This window comes from Brevibacillus sp. DP1.3A (genome assembly GCF_013284245.2).
Lineage (GTDB): Bacteria > Bacillota > Bacilli > Brevibacillales > Brevibacillaceae > Brevibacillus.
The window spans coordinates 5,964,363-5,982,614 of record NZ_CP085876.1 but is presented as its reverse complement, the minus strand read 5'-3'; the positions used below and the strand labels follow the sequence as shown (position 1 = coordinate 5,982,614).

General features: G+C 48.4%; 16 protein-coding genes. 13 read left to right on the top strand and 3 right to left on the bottom strand.

The genetic code is table 11. From position 1 onward, the window contains the following. The first annotated feature begins 23 nt into the window (after positions 1-23). The 3 genes from HP399_RS27610 to HP399_RS27600 all read left to right on the top strand — a co-directional run bounded on the left by HP399_RS27610 (position 24) and on the right by HP399_RS27600 (position 2,657). The gene (locus tag HP399_RS27610) at positions 24-1,226 is read left to right on the top strand and encodes a Ger(x)C family spore germination protein (protein ID WP_173618319.1); all 1,203 of its coding nucleotides are present in this window, start codon (positions 24-26) and stop codon (positions 1,224-1,226) included. A gap of 68 nt (positions 1,227-1,294) precedes the next feature. Beyond that, positions 1,295-1,528, top strand: a complete 234-nt coding sequence (locus HP399_RS27605) for a hypothetical protein (protein ID WP_069847262.1) — start codon at positions 1,295-1,297, stop codon at positions 1,526-1,528. 37 nt (positions 1,529-1,565) lie between these two features. After that, positions 1,566-2,657 (top strand): GerAB/ArcD/ProY family transporter, encoded by a 1,092-nt coding sequence (locus HP399_RS27600; protein WP_173618318.1) that lies wholly within the window; start codon positions 1,566-1,568, stop codon positions 2,655-2,657. A gap of 46 nt (positions 2,658-2,703) precedes the next feature. Here HP399_RS27600 and HP399_RS27595 read toward each other — a convergent pair whose 3' ends face one another. The 3 genes from HP399_RS27595 to HP399_RS27585 all read right to left on the bottom strand — a co-directional run bounded on the left by HP399_RS27595 (position 2,704) and on the right by HP399_RS27585 (position 6,737). Continuing rightward, positions 2,704-4,203 carry an IMP dehydrogenase gene (locus tag HP399_RS27595; protein ID WP_173618317.1) on the bottom strand — a complete coding sequence of 500 codons (1,500 nt, stop codon included), beginning with the start codon at positions 4,201-4,203 and terminating at the stop codon, positions 2,704-2,706. 426 nt (positions 4,204-4,629) lie between these two features. Next, entirely contained in the window at positions 4,630-6,039 is a 1,410-nt protein-coding gene (locus HP399_RS27590; protein WP_173618316.1) for a sensor histidine kinase, read from the bottom strand. Then, positions 6,036-6,737: a response regulator transcription factor gene (locus tag HP399_RS27585; protein WP_007717481.1), complete on the bottom strand. Its 702-nt coding sequence runs from the start codon at positions 6,735-6,737 to the stop codon at positions 6,036-6,038. The genes HP399_RS27590 and HP399_RS27585 overlap by 4 nt, the downstream gene beginning before the upstream one ends. Before the next feature lie 179 nt (positions 6,738-6,916). On the opposite strand from HP399_RS27585, the gene HP399_RS27580 reads away from it, so the two are divergent. The 10 genes from HP399_RS27580 to HP399_RS27535 all read left to right on the top strand — a co-directional run bounded on the left by HP399_RS27580 (position 6,917) and on the right by HP399_RS27535 (position 18,216). Beyond that, positions 6,917-7,972, top strand: coding sequence for a DUF3048 domain-containing protein (locus HP399_RS27580; protein ID WP_173618315.1), 1,056 nt, complete (start codon positions 6,917-6,919; stop codon positions 7,970-7,972). A gap of 120 nt (positions 7,973-8,092) precedes the next feature. Further along, positions 8,093-8,383, top strand: coding sequence for a YerC/YecD family TrpR-related protein (locus HP399_RS27575; RefSeq protein ID WP_007717484.1), 291 nt, complete (start codon positions 8,093-8,095; stop codon positions 8,381-8,383). 17 nt (positions 8,384-8,400) lie between these two features. Continuing rightward, entirely contained in the window at positions 8,401-9,096 is a 696-nt protein-coding gene (locus HP399_RS27570; protein WP_173618314.1) for a heptaprenylglyceryl phosphate synthase, read from the top strand. A 532-nt stretch (positions 9,097-9,628) separates the two neighbouring features. Further along, positions 9,629-10,783, top strand: a complete 1,155-nt coding sequence (locus tag HP399_RS27565; protein WP_173618313.1) for a HesA/MoeB/ThiF family protein — start codon at positions 9,629-9,631, stop codon at positions 10,781-10,783. A gap of 36 nt (positions 10,784-10,819) precedes the next feature. Continuing rightward, the gene (locus HP399_RS27560) at positions 10,820-12,058 is read left to right on the top strand and encodes a PqqD family protein (protein WP_173618312.1); all 1,239 of its coding nucleotides are present in this window, start codon (positions 10,820-10,822) and stop codon (positions 12,056-12,058) included. Between the two features lie 75 nt (positions 12,059-12,133). Then, positions 12,134-12,619, top strand: a complete 486-nt coding sequence (locus HP399_RS27555) for a tetratricopeptide repeat protein (protein WP_173618311.1) — start codon at positions 12,134-12,136, stop codon at positions 12,617-12,619. A 70-nt stretch (positions 12,620-12,689) separates the two neighbouring features. Next, on the top strand, positions 12,690-14,294 hold the full coding sequence (locus tag HP399_RS27550) for a response regulator (RefSeq protein WP_173618310.1): 1,605 nt from the start codon (positions 12,690-12,692) through the stop codon (positions 14,292-14,294). A 3-nt stretch (positions 14,295-14,297) separates the two neighbouring features. Beyond that, complete coding sequence (locus tag HP399_RS27545; RefSeq protein ID WP_173618309.1) at positions 14,298-16,061, top strand: cache domain-containing sensor histidine kinase; 1,764 nt, start codon at positions 14,298-14,300, stop codon at positions 16,059-16,061. Beyond that, on the top strand, positions 16,058-17,044 hold the full coding sequence (locus HP399_RS27540; protein ID WP_173618308.1) for a substrate-binding domain-containing protein: 987 nt from the start codon (positions 16,058-16,060) through the stop codon (positions 17,042-17,044). Before HP399_RS27545 ends, HP399_RS27540 begins: the two co-directional genes overlap by 4 nt. Positions 17,045-17,169: 125 nt before the next feature. Then, on the top strand, positions 17,170-18,216 hold the full coding sequence (locus tag HP399_RS27535; protein WP_173618307.1) for a galactose ABC transporter substrate-binding protein: 1,047 nt from the start codon (positions 17,170-17,172) through the stop codon (positions 18,214-18,216). Positions 18,217-18,252: the final 36 nt, after the last annotated feature.

The window sequence follows — 18,252 nt, the reverse complement described above, 5'->3', positions numbered from 1 at the left end:
ACGATAGCCGAGGTGGAGACGGCATGAAACGAAAAGGTGTGTTCCTTCTAGGCCTGGCTCTTCTCGTTTTATTGACAGGCTGCTGGAACCGCAGAGAATTAAATGATTTGGCAATCGTCATGGGAACGGGTATCGATAAGATTGATGGAGAGTATGTGATATCCGCCCAAATCGTCAATCCGGGAGGGGTAGCGCCAAAGGAGAGCGGGGGGATGAGCCAATCAGCTGTTGCGACTTACAGCATGCGGGCATCGAGCATTTTTGAGGGAATCCGGAAAATGACAACGGTAACGCCGAGAAGGCTGTACTTTTCCCATATCCAGGTGCTGGTTTTGGGGGAGCAGATAGCAAAAGAAGGGACAAAGGAAGTGCTGGATTTGTTATTTCGCGATCATGAGGTCCGGCCCGATTTTTATGTCATTCTGGCCAAGGACGCGACAGCACTACAGATTCTCAGCATGATCGACCCACTGGAAAAAATCCCGGCGACGAAGCTCTATAAAAGCTTGGAAACAGCAGAGAGCGCTTGGGGATCGATTGTCTCCATTCAATTGGATGAGTTTATTGCGGATTTGCTACGGGACGGGATCGAGCCAGTGTTGGTAGGAGTTAATCTGAAAGGGAAGGTACATACGGGGACTTCTAGTGGTACTTCCCAAAAAGAAAGCCAGTCAACGCTGTTGAGGTATCACGAAATTGGTGTCTTCAAAGGAGACAAGCTGCGGGGGTGGTTTAACGAAGAGGAGAGCATCGGATTCAGCTACATCACAGACAGAGTGGACAGTACAGTCGAAGAAATTCCTTGTGATAAAAACAATAAAATTGTCATTGAGATCATCCGAAGCAAAACAACTGTCAGCGGCAAGGTGGAAAAAGGCAAACCACAAGTGGAGGTGAGCATTTCCGCAGAAGGCACTGTGGGCGAGGTGGCGTGCAGTAACGATTTGTCCGATCCCAAAACCATATACAAATTGGAAGCTGACGTAGAAAAGCAGATCAGAGGCAAAATCCTAAGCGCCATCCATAAAGCACAAAAGCAATACCGATCGGATGTTTTTGGATTTGGGCAGTCGATCTACCAAAATGACCCGAAAGGGTGGGAAAAGGTAAAAGAGGATTGGGATTCTCAATTCTCCAACCTGAAAGTGAAAATCAAAACGGACGTGAAGCTCAGGCGGACAGGAAAAGTGGGAAATTCGTTTATTCCTTTCATGAAAAAGGAGTAGAGCATAACTTTTTCCATCCATGGAAATGGTAAAGGTAATCCTGCGAAAAAGTAGGTGCACTGCACAGCATGTGGACCATCATGATGATTTTGCTGATCAGCCTACTCATTGCCCTCTTTGAGGTGCCTTATTTGAGAAAGAACGCGATGAAAAGGGAAATGCTGGTTTTTTTCATTTTGCTAGTAGTTGCGACGGGACTTGGCATAGCTGAATCGCTTGAGGCGAATATTCCGAACCCGTTGGACTGGATCACATTTGTCTATAAACCATTTAGCGACTTCATTTTGGGAACTGTGGAATGAAGCAGTAGCCAGTAGCGAGGCGGGGGAGCGAGAGGAATTGTTAGACAACGGCCATATTAGCGCAAGGCAATTCATGATACTCGTGGCGCTTTTTGGGATTGGTGATGCGATTTTGTACGTACCATCTCTTACTGCTACCACTGCCAAACAAGATGCCTGGATCTCCGCCCTCATTGGGTGGGGGGAAGGCTTTCTTTTAACTTATCTGTATGTTTCGCTGAGTATGCGGTATCCGAACAAGTCGATCTTTCAGTACAGCGTTGAAATATTGGGGAAGTGGCTGGGGAAAGCGGTGGCTGTGTTGTTCATCAGCTATTTTTTCATCGACGCTTCGCTCATGCTGATGGAGATTGGCGATTTTGTCACGACGCAGATTATGCAGGAGACCCCCATTGAAATTATTCTTGTCCTTTTTCTGGTGATCATCGTCATGGGGGTCCGCAGTGGTCCAGAAGCCTTTTCTCGAGTGAGCGAGCTGTTGTTTCCGTATTTTCTGTTGCTTTTTTTTATCTTGATCGCATTTATTTCCCCCCAGATCAAAATAGAAAATGTGAAGCCTGTGCTTGCGCATGGATTAGCTCCTGTTTTCGGGGGGAACTTCAGGTACGTGGGTTATTTGCTGGAAACGGTCATTCTGATCGTGATGTTTCCCTTGGTCAAACAGCCAGCGCGTGCGGCCAAAGCTTATATCTTGGGCATCCTTTTGGCGAATTTCTTCCTGACGATGATTACTGCCGTGGCCATCTTGGTCTTGGGTGCCGATATTACCGTACTGCTCGCCTACCCAAGCTACACACTTGCGCAAAAAATCAGTATCGGCAATTTTTTTGAGCGAATAGAAGTGTTGATGGCCGTCATCTGGTTTATCACGCTCTTTATCAAAATTACCATTTGCTATTATGCCACGAACATTGGGATCGCAAATACACTGGGGCTGCGGGATTACCGCCATTTGACACTTCCACTGGGGATGATCATGATCGTAGTGGCATTGACGACGATGCCTAACCGCCCGTATTTTGACTCTTTCGTTTCGGACATTTGGATGCCTTATTCCTTGACCTACGGTTTGTTCTTGCCCGTTCTCTTACTGAGTGTCGGTGCCCTAAGAAAAAAACCAGTCTGCTAGCACTGTGAGCTGCAGACTGGTTTTTTGTGTTTACTCGTCGATTGTATTACTCAGCAGCCATGCTGCTTTCTTTCAAAATAACGTCATGTGCGCCGCCTTCTACCAAGCTAGTAGCAGAGATGACGGTGATTCGCGCTTTTTGCTGAAGCTCTGAGATGGAGAGCGACCCGCAATTGCACATGGTCGATTTGATTTTGCTCAAGGTACGGTCTATGTTTTCGCGCAGGGTTCCCGCGTATGGAACGTAGGAGTCTACGCCTTCTTCAAAGACGAGACTGCTTTTGCCGCCAGTGTCATAGCGTTGCCAGTTGCGAGCGCGGTTGGAGCCTTCTCCCCAGTATTCTTTCACGAAGTTGTTGCCGATCTTCACTTTTTTGGTCGGGCTTTCGTCGAAGCGAGCGAAGTAACGTCCCAGCATGACAAAGTCTGCACCCATAGCCAAAGCCATTGTCACGTGGTAGTCGTGTACGATTCCGCCGTCGGAGCAGAGCGGAACGTAAATGCCTGTTTCCTTGAAGTACTCGTCGCGAGCTGCTGCCACTTCAATGAGGGAAGAGGCTTGGCCGCGTCCGATTCCTTTTTGTTCGCGGGTAATGCAGATGGAGCCGCCGCCAATTCCTACTTTTATGAAATCTGCGCCCGATTCCACGAGGTAGCGGAAGCCTTCCTTATCGACGACGTTACCTGCACCGATAGGAACATTGAAGTTTTCTTTTACATATTGAACCGTCTCGCGTTGCCATTCGCTGAAGCCGTCTGAGGAGTCGATGACCAGAATATCAACGCCTGCTTCCACCAACGCAGGAACGCGCTCCTTGTAGTCCTTTGTATTGATACCGGCACCTACGATATAGCTCTTGTTCGCGTCCAAGAGGGACAGCGGATTGTTTTTGCGGGAATCGTAGTCCTTGCGGAAAACGAGGAAGTCGAGATTTTGATTTTCGTCTACGATTGGCAAGCAGTTGAGCTTGTGCTCCCAGATCAGGTCGTTGGCTTCGGAGAGCGAGATACCAGATTTGCCATAGATCAGCTTCGAGAATGGCGTCATAATGTCGCTGACGAGTTTGTCCTGAGAGTCGCGGCTGATGCGATAATCGCGACCCGTTACGATTCCGAGCAGCTTGCCTTTTGCCGTACCATCTTCCGTAATGGCAACGGTGGAGTGGCCTGATGCCTCTTTCAATTCCAAAATGTCTTTCAGCGTATGGCTTGGTGTCAGGTTGGAGCGGCTCACGACGAAACCAGCCTTATAGCCTTTTGCTTTGCGAACCATGGTTGCCTGGCTCTCGATGGACTGGGAGCCAAAAATAAACGAAATACCGCCACATCTAGCCAATGCGACCGCCATATGATGGTCGGAAACTGCTTGCATGACTGCGGATGAGAACGGTATGTTTAGTGAGATGGCAGGCTTTTCACCTTTTTTATACTTGGTAATCGGAGTGGATAAGTCCACATTGTTCGGCGTGCATTCTTTTGTGGTGAGATTTGGCAACAACAAAAACTCATTAAACGTCCGAGATGGTTCTGTGTAATAAAAAGCCACGATTCTCTCCTCCTAGGTGAAGTTGGTCTCGATTTTTTGAACTGCCTCTTTAATAGAGAAATTTTTACCATGTTAACCGCGAAGTACGACAACGTCAATAGGGAATCGTTAGAAGGAGTGATTTCTTTGCTAAAATTGCGAACAGGTCATGAACTACGCCACCTTTAGAACGAATTTTGTTAGAAGATTCGTACATTTTATACAAGAATATGTACTTGCGAACGGACAGGAGCGTCATCGTAACGGACAGCGTCCAAGGAGAAGGAACCGCCATCGGGTCTTGCTTAAAAGGGATGCCATTTCATCATCGGCAAAAAGGGGTCGGTACACGTGTATGAGAAGCTCGGTTTTGTCACGGTATCTTCCTACGCCTTTATTGAATTTCTCCTTTAGAATAGAAAAAGAGAGGACAAGGGTCCCCTCCTATCAGTTCAATCGGCCTTTAAATTCAACGGGTACGATCATCGTAAAGCAAGGTCCATCTGGATCGTTGCGGGCATCGATCGTTCCTTTATGTGCTTCCAAGACGGCACGGGCAATCGCGAGTCCAAGCCCATGCTTGCCCGACTTTCCTTTGCGGAAACGCTGGAACAAATTCGGCAGTAGCGCCTCCTCAATAGGCGGTCCATCATTGGAAATCGCGATGACGACGCTTTTTCCTGCGAGTCTCCCTGTGATGGTAAGTCGGCTTTTGGCGTAGCGCAGTTGATTTTCCATGATATTGACGAACGCAGTGCTCAATTGCTCACCGTCTCCCTCCACGATCAAGTCGGGTGCCAGATTTAACTCCCACTCGATTTGCGGATTGAGCACAGAGAGTCGCTGCTTCAACAGGTGCATCATCTCTGACAGGTCGACACGGTCGACTTGCATCATTTGAGAGACAGACTCGATCTTCGTGATGTACAAGAGCTGTCCGACGACCTTTTCGAGGCGCTTGCTCTCTTCCATGATGATGGAAAGCCCTTTTTCAGCCTGAGGGCCCTGGAAGACGCCTTCTATGAGGCCTTGCGTGTATCCTTGAATCGCCATGATTGGTGTTTTGAGCTCATGGGAAATATTTTGGACAAAATGTTGCTGCGACTCGTCGTATTCCTTCAGTTGGTTTTTCATCATATCGAAAGAGCGGGCGAGCTGTCCGATCTCATCTCCGCGATCCATCGTAAGCGGGATATCGAACTGACGACGAGCGATTTTTTTACACAGCTCTTCAAGAGTGCGCAGCGGTCTGCTCAAATACCCGCTAAACCACACGGCCAACAACCAGCTTACGAGCAGCAGCAGACCAAAAATGAACAAAAACTGACGTGTCAAAATCGAGTTGATCTGGTTGAGCTCCTGTTCCTTGGAGAAGAGCACCATGTAGTAGGGAAAGCCGTGGTAATCCATTTTTTTGCTGACGAACAAATAGCTCTCGGCTCCACGGTCCAACGAACCATGCTGGAGCTTGTTGCTTGGATACGAGGCGGCTTGTTGGAACAACTCCTTGGCATCCTCGTACGGAATGCGGCCATTGCTTCGGCTGCCCAGCTCTCGTCCGTTTTCAGCATAGACGATCATATCAAATGAGTACTCATAACGTTGGAGCAAGAGCTGTAAAAAGTAAGGGGCCGCAGCCGGAACAGGCAGCAGCTCATTATGCTCATTGAAGGAGATATGCTGAGATAATGTGTAAAACTCATCTTCCAAGAGCGAGTAGGTGTTGGATACCAGATACTGTTTGACAGCCAGTGGATACCCGATACCAAGGCCAACCCCGAGGACGCTTGTCAGGATCATGAACAAAATGAGGATTTGCCTGGATATCGGCAGGTTTTTCAGCCGGAATTTGCTCATATACGTGTCATTCGGTAGCCGAAGCCATAAACCGTCTCCAATGGAAACTTGGGCATTTTTTTGCGGATGCGCTTCACCAAGTCATCGACAGCCCTGTCTGAGCCGATGTAGTCTTCCCCCCAGATGGAGGTCAGAATCTGCTCGCGATTTAAAGCCAGGCCTTGATTGTGTAAAAGGTAGACGATAAGCTCGAATTCTTTTGTGGTTAAATCAATGAGTTCGTCGCCTTCTTTTACTTGTCTGCCTTTTTCTGAGATCATATAAGGATCAACGGTTACCCAATCTTGGAAAGTTTGGGTAGAGGAAGCAGTGGCACCGGGCTTTTCATAGGTGCGCTGTAGCAGCTTTTTCGCACGGATGACCAGTTCGCGTGGTAGAAAAGGCTTCGCCAAGTAGTCGTCGCTGCCCAGTTCCAGTCCGATGATTTTATCGACATCTTGATCGCGAGCGGAGATGAAGATGATCGGGACATTTGATTTTTCACGAATGAGACGCAAGAGCTCATAGCCGTCGATGTCGGGCATCATGATGTCCAATATCCACAAATGTGGCTGTGTTTCTTCATCAAGTAACGGCAAGACGTCCTTGCCACTAGAAAACGCTTTCACCTGCAATCCGGCACTTTGCAAATACGATTGCAGCAACTCCAACAGGTTCGTTTCATCGTCCACCAGATAGACGAGGTAGGGAGTATTCATAGATTTCGGCCTCGCTTTGCATCTGTTTTATATCAGTATTGTAGCATAGCCAAAAACGAGATGTGTGGCACGGACGTATGAGAATCGTGGAAAACGTGTGGAAGCAGGATTCCCCTGTATCCTTCTGGAAAAAGAAACAGGGAAAAAAAGACAACGAGAGATGGAAAGGAGCGATTCATATGAAACGAACAGTCAAATCGTCTCTCATGGTACTAGCCTTCATGCTCGTAACGACGGCCTGCGCTCAAAAGCCGGTGGACACCCAACCTAGTCCGCAGATACCTGATCCGATTGTGCAAACGCCATCGGAAACGAATCAGCCCATCGAGTATGCGTATAAGGCACCGATGACAGGACTTGGCAGTCACGAAAACCTGGGAAGCAAACGACCGATCATGGTAATGATCAACAACGCTCCGCCCGCCCGTCCACAAACAGGCGTCAACAAAGCGGACATGATTTATGAGGTATTGTCCGAAGGGGAAATGACCCGCTTTCTTGCGATATTCCAAAGCCAAAAACCGGAAGTAATTGGACCCGTCCGCAGTATCCGTCCTTATTTTATCCAGATCGGGACTGGTTTTGATGCGGTCCTCGTCCACGCGGGAGGTAGTCCGGATGCGCTGGAAACCTTGGCGCGAAAAGACCTCAGCCATCTGGATGAAATCCCGAACGGTCAATACTTTTGGCGAGAAAAATTCCGTAAAATGCCACATAACCTGTACACCAAGCCAGAGCTCTTGGAAAAAGCGATGCAGGATAAAGGGATGCGTCAATCGGCAGAGGTGCCTCACTTCACGTTCCTGCCGGAGGATGCTGAGATCAAGGAAAGCGAGCCTGCTACACAGGTTGATCTGACTTTCCACTCATTGAATAAAGCTGCTTTTACCTATGATGCCGAGCAAAAGAAATACATGCGCTTTACGGCAGGCAAGCCGCACTTGGACTTGAGTGACAAGAAACAGTTGTCCACGACCAATCTGTTGGTCATCTCCGCCAAACACCGCGTGCTGGATAAAGAAGGGCGTCTATCGGTCGATGTAATCGGCCCGGGGGACGGTTATTTATTCCAGCAAGGAAAAGCGCGCAAGGTCAAATGGAAGCGCAGTAATGGTGTCATCCGTGCCTATGAGGACGCAGCTTTGACGCAAGAAGCACCACTTTTGCCAGGAAATACATGGGTGGCGATATTGTCGACCTCACCGGGTCTGTCGAAGTCGCTCAAGTTCCAGTAAGGATTAGGGCTTGCGGATGAAGGCGGTTTCTTCTAAGATAATTGTTGAAAGCTTTAGTGCTTAAAAATTGTACAGTGAGAAACCGCTCGAAAGACGGACTATATAACAGAGGTGACAGACATGCAATTGGAAAAATTAAAAGGAAAAGGGCTCGAACAGTTGTTTGAAGCTGTTCTTTCCCTAGAAACGATGGAAGAGTGCTATCAATTTTTTGACGATCTGTGCACGGTGAACGAAATGCAGTCGCTCGCACAGCGCCTGGAAGTGGCGAGAATGCTCCGCAAAGGCTTTACTTACAATCAGATTGAAGCAGAGACTGGCGCAAGTACGGCGACCATTTCCCGCGTCAAACGCTGTTTGAACTATGGAAATGATGGATACCAGATGGCGCTTGAGCGGATCGGAAAATAGCTAGGAGGCAGGCAACGTTGATTGACTATCGTGGCTGGCGCCATACATTTAAACTAGACCCGGATAAAACAATCGATGACGAGGCCTTGGAGGCGATTTGCGAGTCCGGAACAGATGCGATCATTGTAGGCGGCACATACGGTGTGACCTATGACAATACACTCGAATTGATGTCGCGATTACGTCGTTACGCAGTACCAGCTGTCTTGGAGATTTCTTCGCTGGATGCGGTTGTGCCGGGATTTGATTCGTACTTGATCCCGCTCGTACTGAACGCTGGCGATCCAGACTGGATTTTTGCTCCGCATGTATCGGGGCTTCAAGCGTTTGGCGCTTATATTCATTGGGATGAGATCATTACAGAAGGATATATCATCGCCAATCCAGACGCGGGCGTAGCACAGCTGACGAAAGCACGTCCGATTGCGGATGCTTCGCAGGCCAAAGCGTACGCACAGGTAGCGACGAATATTTGTCGTTTGCCGATTGTCTACATGGAGTACAGCGGTACATACGGCGATCCGGCAATCGTAAAGGCTGCCAAAGCAGGCGCGGGCGAAGCCCACCTCTTTTATGGCGGCGGGATTCGTAACCCAGAGCAAGCGGCAGAAATGGCTGCGATTGCAGATACGGTTGTCGTAGGGAATGTCATCTATGACGATCTAGCTGCTGCATTGGCTACTGTGAAGGCCGTTAAGAGAACAAGCAACTAAAAAACCACCTCCCCAACTTATGATTGGGCGAGGTGGTTTTTCATGTCCGCTTTAGTTTTTCAAGGGAATGGTCGCGCTCCAGTTGCTATCTTTGTTTTCTTTCACTTGCTCCTTGATTACAAGAGTCAGTTCTTTTGGGATAGCTTTCAATTCTTTCTCCAAATCGAGTGGACCTTACATGACAATATAATCTTTTCCCAAAGAGAAGGAATTTTAAGATTTTTTATAGAAAATGGAAGGAAAATCCTATTGCTTACGAAATAAATAGTCAAATATTATCAAAATATATAATTTTTTGCTAATATTTGTAGATTTCTGTAAATTTATGAAATATAATGAACTTGTCTTAATTTTCGATCATAGAGAGGAGGAACTATCCATGAAAATCCAAGCGAAAAAAGTTGAAAGCGTTCGCACTACTGCAGTAGCAGCTTAATTCTCTTAAAAAGAGGGGGGAATAGCACACGAGCTATTCCCTTTTTTCATCTAAAATGAGCCGGGTTAGCGAACCCCACTATTGGGAGGTGTTTTTATGGAACGTCGTCCTTTATTTAAACCAGTGCATCCCGTCTATGAAGTGACAGAGCAGATGATCCGCTTGGGAGAGGCTCCTGGCTATACCTTCGAATTGGAAGACGAGAATGGGTCCATCCGCAAGATGATCAAACTGATGGATGGCACTCGTACTGTCGGTGAAATACATACATTATTGGTTGTCGATTACCCCGAAATTACGTATGAAGAAATATCGGAAGCAGTGGAATCACTGAGTGGATTGGGCTTCCTGATGGATCAGGCAAAAGAAGAGGCTTCGGTTCTGACTTCGGAACAAAAGGAAAGATATAAAGCGAATATCCGCTACTTCTCCTTGTTTACCGATCTCAATCAAAGTCCAAGCGAGCTACAGGAACAGGTAAGTAGAAAAAAAGTGACGATCTTAGGGATGGGTGCCTTTGGCTCTACGCTACTGGTCAATCTGGTAGGAGCGGGAATCCAGCATATCAAGCTCGTGGATTTTGATAGAGTAGAGCTCAGCAATTTGAACAGGCAAATGGTCTTTAACGAGCATGATATTGGTCGTCTGAAGGTGGAAGCGGCACGTGATTTCATCGGAAGGCTTCATTCTGAGGTATTGATTGAAACAGAGACGATGCAAATCAAGTCTAGCGAAGACGTGGAGCGGGTTATTGCGGGAAGTGACCTCGTGATGCTCGCAGCCGATCAGCCCTTTTTCTTTTTGCAGAGATGGGTGAATCATGCCTGCACCAAGCTGCAAATCCCGTTCATTGCTGGGGGATTCAACCTCATCGAAGGACAGTTCTTCATGGTAGAACCGGGCAAGACGGGCTGTATCGACTGCATGCATTTGCATCGTTCTACACAGATCGAGGACTATCCGCAGTTGATCCAAAGGCTACTCGATACCAACTTTGTTCTGCCTACCGCCACCATTGCACCCAACACCATGATGATTACGGGAATGATGGCTTCCGATGCAATCAGGTATTTGACAGGAATCGCTCCGGTACAATCAGCGGGCAAATTTATCATTTTCGATTTCAACACGTTGGAAAAGAGCGTGTTTTTTGAGTGGGAGCGAAATGAAGCCGAATGCCCGACTTGCGGGGGTGGCAGCGGAACGGAGCCGATTTTTCATATCAAGAGAAATGAAGTGCTCGCAAAGTAAGGAGTCGTTCCTGTAAGAGAGGAAGGTGTCTGTCAATTGAATATCTCGGGAGATAGTATTCTCAAGATGCACCCGCTTGCGCGTCGGGCGGAAAACGAGGAAGAGATCCTCATTGGACGAACGGATATCAGCAATTTCATTGTGCTTCCAGCCATTGGTGTCGAGATCATCGATATGCTGGATGAAGGGAAGAGCATCAATGAAGTCGCGAAGATCATGGAAGAACAGTTGGGCGAACCTGTGGATGTGCTTGACTTTGCACAAGATTTAATTGCTTCCTATCAATTTGTGTTCATGGTAGATGGAGAAGTTGTCAACGAGCCAGTACCGGTTGTGGATCATTTCTCTTGGATCAAGCAGGGTACGGGTCAGTTTTTCTTTAATCGTGTTGCCTTTGGATTATACGGTATCTTATTTTTTACAGGTCTTTTGATTTGTGTATTTACGGGCAAGTATATCCCGGTCTATTCCGATATTTTTGTTTCTTCTTCCGTGACGGTTTCGGTTGTGGTTTCTTTCGTGGCCACTTGGGTTTTTCTATTTTTTCATGAGATGGCTCACTTAATGGCGGCCCGATCATTGGGAATCGGCAGTCGCATCGGTCTGGGGCATCGACTTGTTTTTGCCGTAGCAGAGACGAATATGTCCAACATTGTTCTCGTCGAGCCACAGCGCAGATACAGGGCGTTTTTGGCGGGAATGTCCTGGGATGCGATGTTTATAGGAATCGGTGTGATTCTGTTGTTTGCGAATGATCAAGGCTGGCTAACGCTTGTGCCTTTCATGGAAGCATTCATTCGTATGCTGAATGTGATCCTGCTCATGGCTTTGGCCTTTCAGTTCATGGTTTTCATGCAAACCGACTTGTATTACGTGTTGGCAACCAAGTTCCAATGCTCCAATTTGATGGTGAATACACGCCTGTTTCTAAAAGCGAAATTCCGTTCCTTGACGCAGGATGAGCAGGAGGAATGGGAGTACGTAGCCGACCATGAGAAAAGAGTCATCCGCTGGTATAGCTGGGTCTACTTGATTGGATCGTTGTGGGGAATCTGGTTCTTTGTCCAGTATCAGCTACGCATGGCGCTTGATTTTATCTGGATCATCGCTGACGACATGAAAAATGCTTCGCTTCACTCGTGGGAGTTTTGGGACGGCATCCTGTTGATCCTGTTGGTTCTGGTTCCGTTTCTCATATTAGGCTGGTCGTGGATGAGAGCGTACCGACAAAGGAGAAGTGAAAGAGAGCGGGCAAAATCCTTGCAGGGCACATAATTTGCGTCTTCACCTTGCCAAGCTGCCCTGTTACGCTAGGGGGAAGAGAGATACCGAGGCAAAGGAAGTGCTCACATGAACCCGATGATCCAAAATATCATTCATCTGCGAAAAGAAGGGCATCTGGACGAAGCGATCCAGCTTGCCCTTCAGCTCGTCAGCCAATCCCCGACTGATCCTGTCGCCCATTATCAATGTGCTTGGTGCCACGACGCAGCCGGATTGGAGAAGGAAGCTGTTCCATTTTACGAAAAAGCGATTGAACTCGGACTGCCTGTCGAAGACGACCTGCAAGGGGCATTACTGGGTCTGGGCAGTACGTATCGCACGCTGGGACAATACGAGCAGGCAGCAGCTACGCTCGCGAGGGGGATGCAACAGTTCCCCTGTGACCGTTCCTTTCCGATTTTTCTTTCCATGGCGTATTACAATCTCGGGAAGCACCACGAAGCCATGAATCTCCTCCTGAAAAACCTCGCAGAAACCTCAAGCGATCCTACGATTTTGGCCTATCAAAAAGCGATTCTGTTCTATGCAAATGATCTGAATAAGACTTGGTAGCGCCATACTAATTCCATTTGCAGGAAAACAATCGCCTCCCGTTGTACAAGTACAACAGCGGGAGGTGCCTATGTATAAGCTGATATTGGTAGATGACGAAGAAGATGTAAGAGAAGGGGTTAGTCAAGAAATTGACTGGCATAACCACGGATACGAGGTGGTTGCCAAAGCAGAAAACGGAAGAGAGGCATTGGAACTGGTAGAGAGGCTGCGACCGGACGTCGTCGTAACCGACATCAAGATGCCCTTTATGAACGGACTTCAACTGGCGGAGTCCATCGGGCGCGAGTACCCTGCCATTCGCATCATTATCCTGACTGGGTTTGATGAGTTCGAGTACGCGCAAAAGGCCGTGAAGCTGCAAATTGATGAATATGTGCTCAAGCCGTTTTCCGCGAGTGAGCTGATGGAAGCGCTGGACAAGGTCAAGCGACGGATGGACGAAGAGGCGGCTCATCGGGAAAATGTTCAGCTGCTGCGCGATAGCTATCGAAAAAGCTTGCCGGTTTTGCGGGAAGTTTTTTTATCATCTTTGTTGAGTCGTCAGCTCGTGCAGAACGATGTTTTTTCAAAAGCATGTGAATACGGGATAGAGCTCAGGAGTTCCGAGTATCTCGTGGCGGTTATCTGTGTAGACCAGCCCAAGCAGGAGGAGCAGCAGCTGTTTCTTTTTGCTGTGAAAAATATCGCAGAAGAGCAAATGAACGCAGGTAAGCAGGAGGGGATCGTGTTTCTCCATGAAGATCAGGTCGTGCTGCTCATGCGAACAAAAGCAGATGACACGCAGCGAATCGAAGTGCGAACACAAAATCTCGCAGAAGAAATCAGGCGAACGATTGAAAAATATATGAGCATCACGGTAACCATCGGAATCGGCAATGTCGTGACAGGTGTAGCGGCACTCCCTTACTCGTATGAGGACGCCATGCAGGCACTTGATTACAAAAGCATCCTCGGCTGCAACAGGATGATTGTGATCAATGACGTGGAAAAGCAAGCGAGTGAGCAGATACGCCTCGATGAGAGAAGAGAGCATGAGTTGGTTCGGTGCATCAAAATGGGGACGAGTGCGGAGCTTCGGATCGTGATTGATGAATTATTTGATCAAGTGGCGCGTGTCTCCGTATCCATTGAGGACTACCGAATTTATTTGTTGGAGATTATGACGACCATTTTGAAGACGGCCCATCGTGCCGAAGTTGACATGGATCAACTGTTTGGTGGGCAACGCTATCTGTTGCAGGTCATGACGACTTTTACCAGTAGGGAGGATGCCCGAGAACAGATCACAGAAATCTGTGAACGCATCATGGCGAGTATCGCAAGCGGACGGCAAACGACGTACAGGAGATTGATCACCCAAGCATTGGACTACACCCACGCGCATTATCATTCTCCCGACATATCCATCCACAAGGTGTGCGATCATCTGCACATCAGCCTCGGTTATTTTAGCGGTATTTTCAAGAAAGAGACGAAAACCACCTTTGTGTCCTATCTTTTGTCATTGCGCATGGAAAAGGCCAAGGAGCTTTTGCGGACGACCGATTTGAAGTCCTTTGAAATCGCGGAGAAAGTAGGATATACCGATCCCAATTACTTTAGCTTCAGCTTTCGCAAGTATGCAGGCATGTCCGCTAAAGAGTATCGAAGTCAGAGCGAGCAGGAAGGTTAACCCATGAAACGATTGCTCGCGGTGATCAAGGTCAAAAGGATTCAATTTATCATTACCACCTCCTTTACACTCGTGACGGTACTCGTCATGCTGTTTGTCGGGGTGATGCTGTACGGAAAATTTGCGCAGACGGCAGAGCAAAACGCCTATCTGCACACGCAGCAAATCCTGGAGCAGGTGAAATACAATCTGGACAGTTATTTGAATGGGATGACGCAAATTTTCGAACTCGTCGATGACAAGATCAGAAGAAGCAAGGGACTCACGGCAGACAAGCTGAGCGAACAGCTTGAGACAATCGTAGAAACGAGAAAGGACATCGTCTCCATCGCAGTTTTTACACGAGACGGAACGCTATTGGCCACAACTCCTTCCAAAGTATTGAGGAGCAACACTCGTTTGACTGAACAGAGCTGGTTCCAAAAGGCGATCGAGGACCCGACGAACTTGTCCTTTTCGCTCCCGCATATCCAGAACTTGTTTAAAGGGGAGTACACCTGGGTCGTCTCGATGAGTCGGGAAATCCTTCTCCACGGACCTGACGGAGAAATTCCTGCCGTACTTTTAGTTGATGTGAATTTCAAAGAGATCGATGACCTGTGCCAGAGAGTGGGCTTGGGGAAAAAGGGGTACGTCTACATCATCGATTTGGTCGGGAACATCGTCTACCATCCGCAGCAGCAGTTGATTTACGTCGGATTGAAAAATGAAAACCGTTCCTTGCCGCTGAAGCATTCCTACGGCAGCTATGTAGAAGAGACACAGGACGAAACACGCTTGATTACCATCAAGACGATCGATCAGCTAGGCTGGAAAATCATTGGGGTTTCCTACATGGATGAGATTGTGACGACCAAAAAAGAAATCAGTCGCTTCATTTTTTGGCTGCTCATCTTTGTGATTGTCATTGTGTTGTTCGTGCTGCACTATCTCTCTGCGAAAATATCACGACCGATCAAGCTGCTGGAGCGATCCATGGAAAAGGTGGAGCAGGGAGACTTTTCAGAGAGTGAGCCGATCCGAGGAAGCCATGAGGTCGAACAGCTTTCCTTGCGTTTTCATCTGATGGTCGCGAAGGTCAGGGAATTGATGCACCAGATCATTCGGGAACAGGAAGCCAAACGGAAAAGCGAGCTGGAGGTGCTACAGGCGCAGATCAATCCGCATTTTCTGTACAACACGTTGAACTCTGTGGTCAGAATGGTCGGCAACGGAAAAAACGAGGATGTCATCACCACCATTACTTCGTTGTCGAAGCTGTTTCGGATTAGCCTGAGCAGAGGCAAGAACATTATCACGGTGCGGGAAGAGCTGGAGCATGTCCGTCATTATCTCATTATTCAAAAAATGAGGTACAAGCAAAAATTTGAGTATGAGATCGTGCTCGAGGATGAAGATGAAGTGCTCAACTGTCTGACGCTGAAGTTACTGCTTCAGCCGATTGTGGAAAACGCCATCTACCACGGGATTGAGCATTTGGCTGATCCGGGCCGGATTCGCATATATGCAGGACTCATCGACGGTAAGGTGTTACTTCAGGTAAGTGACAATGGCTTGGGCATGTCCCCTGATGTTCTTGCACAAGTAAAAGCTGGCTATTACAAAAGCGAAGAAGGCTCGGGCGTTGGGATTCAAAACGTGCAAGAGCGCATCCGCTTGACCTTTGGCGAAGAGTACGGTTTGGAAATCGCGAGCGAACAGGAAGAGGGGACTGTTGTGCGTGTATGGATTCCGCGCCAGGTTGCAGAGGAGCGAGATCGTTTATGAGGACAGCAGCGGTGAAACGTTTTAGCGTATACGGACTGGTCGTTCTGGTGGCGGTGACGCTTTTTTACTCGTGTAGTGCTCCGCTTACGGATGGGGAAGTAGACAAGAAAAAGACAGTGGCGCTGATCGTCCGTATGAAGCACGGCGATTATTGGCGAACGGTCAAGCTCGGGGCGGAGATGGCTGCCAAGGAATATGAGCGTAACCTGAATTTTTACGCGCCGGACTATGAGGAGGATGCCAGCAAGCAAATGGAACTGGTGCAGCAGGCAATCGCAGATGGCTCCGAGACAATCGTGGTGGCACCTAGTGACGAGCAAGTTTTGCGAGAAGCCATCAAGCTGACAAGGGAGCGGGCCATCCCGATCCTTGTACTCGACACAGTCGGAAAAGATTCAGCCGTCAAAAGCTACATTGGGACGGATAACTACGATATGGGCATGAAGGCATTCGAAAAAATGGTGTACCTGATCGAAAAAAAGGGGCAAATCGCATTGCTCGGCACAGATCGGGTAAAAGCAAATGCCAAACGAAGAGAACAAGGCGTCCTCGATTTGCTCCCACGGGAAACGCAGGTCGAATTGGTTGCCAACGAAAATATTCCCTTGGATAAAAAGCAGATCGGTGAGTGGACTCGTGAACTGATCCGCAAGCATCCGCAGTTGAAAGGAGTGATTGCACTCGATGCCAGTACAGCGATCGGTGTGGCCGAGGAAATGGAAAACAGTGGGCTACGGGACAAAGTCAAAATCGTAGCAATCGACAGCCCGCCGGAAGTGCTGGAGTATTTGCAGGAAGGAATCATTTCCGCGACGATCATCCAGAAGCCGCTATCGATGGGATATCTCGGCGTCAAATACGCAGTCGAAGCGAGCAACGGAGAAGCAGTGCCCAGTCTGGTCGACACCGGAACAAAAGTAATCGATCGGGAGAATATGTTCTGGTCGGAGAATCAAAAGCTCCTCTTCCCCTTCGTAAAATAGGCCACCGAAAAACAGATGAGAATTTTGATAAAAATGCGCAGGATTTTCGATGGAACACGTTCTGGAAAACGCTTACATTTGGTGTATATCAGATGTAAACATAGGGGATAAAGGGGGATTTTCGAATGAGAAAGCTGATTGCCACTACATTGGTAGCCGCAGTTACACTCTCGGTGGTTGGATGCTCACAATCTGGCGGTTCGCAGCCGGCAGCGTCCGGGGGAGGCTCGGCTCCTGCGGGGAATCCCAAAATCGGAGTCGCCATCTACAAGTTCGATGATACGTTCATGACAGGAGTGCGCAATGCGATTTCGAAAGCCGCGGAGGGCAAAGCGGAAGTGGACATTGTAGACAGCCAAAATGCCCAGCCTACGCAAAATGACAAAGTGGATTTGTTCGTTAACAAAAAGGTAAATGCCCTCGCCATCAATCCGGTGGATCGCACAGCTGCTGGCGTCCTTATCGACAAGGCGAAGCAAGCCAATATTCCTGTCGTCTTCTTCAACCGTGAGCCGATGCCAGAGGATATGCAGAAGTGGGATAAGGTCTACTACGTGGGAGCAAAAGCGGAGGAATCCGGCACGATCTCTGGGCAACTGATCGTCGATTACTGGAAGGCAAATCCGGAAGCAGATAAAAACAAGGATGGTGTCCTCCAATACGTCATGTTAAAAGGCGAGCCAGGGCATCAGGATGCTGAGCTGCGGACGAAGTTTTCGGTGAAGGCGATTGAAGATGCAGGGATTAAGGTAGAGAAGGTCGCGGAAGATACGGCCATGTGGGATCGCGTAAAAGGGCAGGAAAAGATGGCAGCCTTCCTCGCAGCATCCGGTGACAAGATCGAAGCCGTTCTTGCCAACAACGACGATATGGCACTAGGGGCAATCGAAGCGCTGAAGGCATCTGGCTATTTTGCGAATGGCAAGTATATGCCGGTTGTTGGCGTGGATGCCACAGCGCCTGCACTGAAGGAGCTGGAGGCGGGAACCTTGCTCGGAACGGTCCTCAACGATGCGAACAACCAAGGAAAGGCAACGCTTAGCATTGCGGCGTCTTTGGCAAAGGGTGAAACGCCAACAAAAGATTCCACAGGCTTTGACATTACGGACGGCAAGTATGTGTGGGTACCCTATAAAAAAATCACCAAGGAGAACATGAACGACGCGAAATAAAAAAACAGGAGAGTCGGTGAAGAGACGAATCCGACT

What these genes read in the sequence shown, in the direction of transcription:
- HP399_RS27535 (WP_173618307.1), top strand. Translation starts at nt 17,170, where the DNA reads ATGAGAAAGCTGATTGCCACTACATTGGTAGCCGCAGTTACACTCTCG.
- HP399_RS27610 (WP_173618319.1), top strand. Translation starts at nt 24, where the DNA reads ATGAAACGAAAAGGTGTGTTCCTTCTAGGCCTGGCTCTTCTCGTTTTA.
- HP399_RS27585 (WP_007717481.1), bottom strand. Translation starts at nt 6,737, where the DNA reads ATGAATACTCCCTACCTCGTCTATCTGGTGGACGATGAAACGAACCTG.
- HP399_RS27550 (WP_173618310.1), top strand. Translation starts at nt 12,690, where the DNA reads ATGTATAAGCTGATATTGGTAGATGACGAAGAAGATGTAAGAGAAGGG.
- HP399_RS27540 (WP_173618308.1), top strand. Translation starts at nt 16,058, where the DNA reads ATGAGGACAGCAGCGGTGAAACGTTTTAGCGTATACGGACTGGTCGTT.
- HP399_RS27580 (WP_173618315.1), top strand. Translation starts at nt 6,917, where the DNA reads ATGAAACGAACAGTCAAATCGTCTCTCATGGTACTAGCCTTCATGCTC.
- HP399_RS27565 (WP_173618313.1), top strand. Translation starts at nt 9,629, where the DNA reads ATGGAACGTCGTCCTTTATTTAAACCAGTGCATCCCGTCTATGAAGTG.
- HP399_RS27605 (WP_069847262.1), top strand. Translation starts at nt 1,295, where the DNA reads ATGTGGACCATCATGATGATTTTGCTGATCAGCCTACTCATTGCCCTC.
- HP399_RS27555 (WP_173618311.1), top strand. Translation starts at nt 12,134, where the DNA reads ATGAACCCGATGATCCAAAATATCATTCATCTGCGAAAAGAAGGGCAT.
- HP399_RS27575 (WP_007717484.1), top strand. Translation starts at nt 8,093, where the DNA reads ATGCAATTGGAAAAATTAAAAGGAAAAGGGCTCGAACAGTTGTTTGAA.
- HP399_RS27545 (WP_173618309.1), top strand. Translation starts at nt 14,298, where the DNA reads ATGAAACGATTGCTCGCGGTGATCAAGGTCAAAAGGATTCAATTTATC.
- HP399_RS27590 (WP_173618316.1), bottom strand. Translation starts at nt 6,039, where the DNA reads ATGAGCAAATTCCGGCTGAAAAACCTGCCGATATCCAGGCAAATCCTC.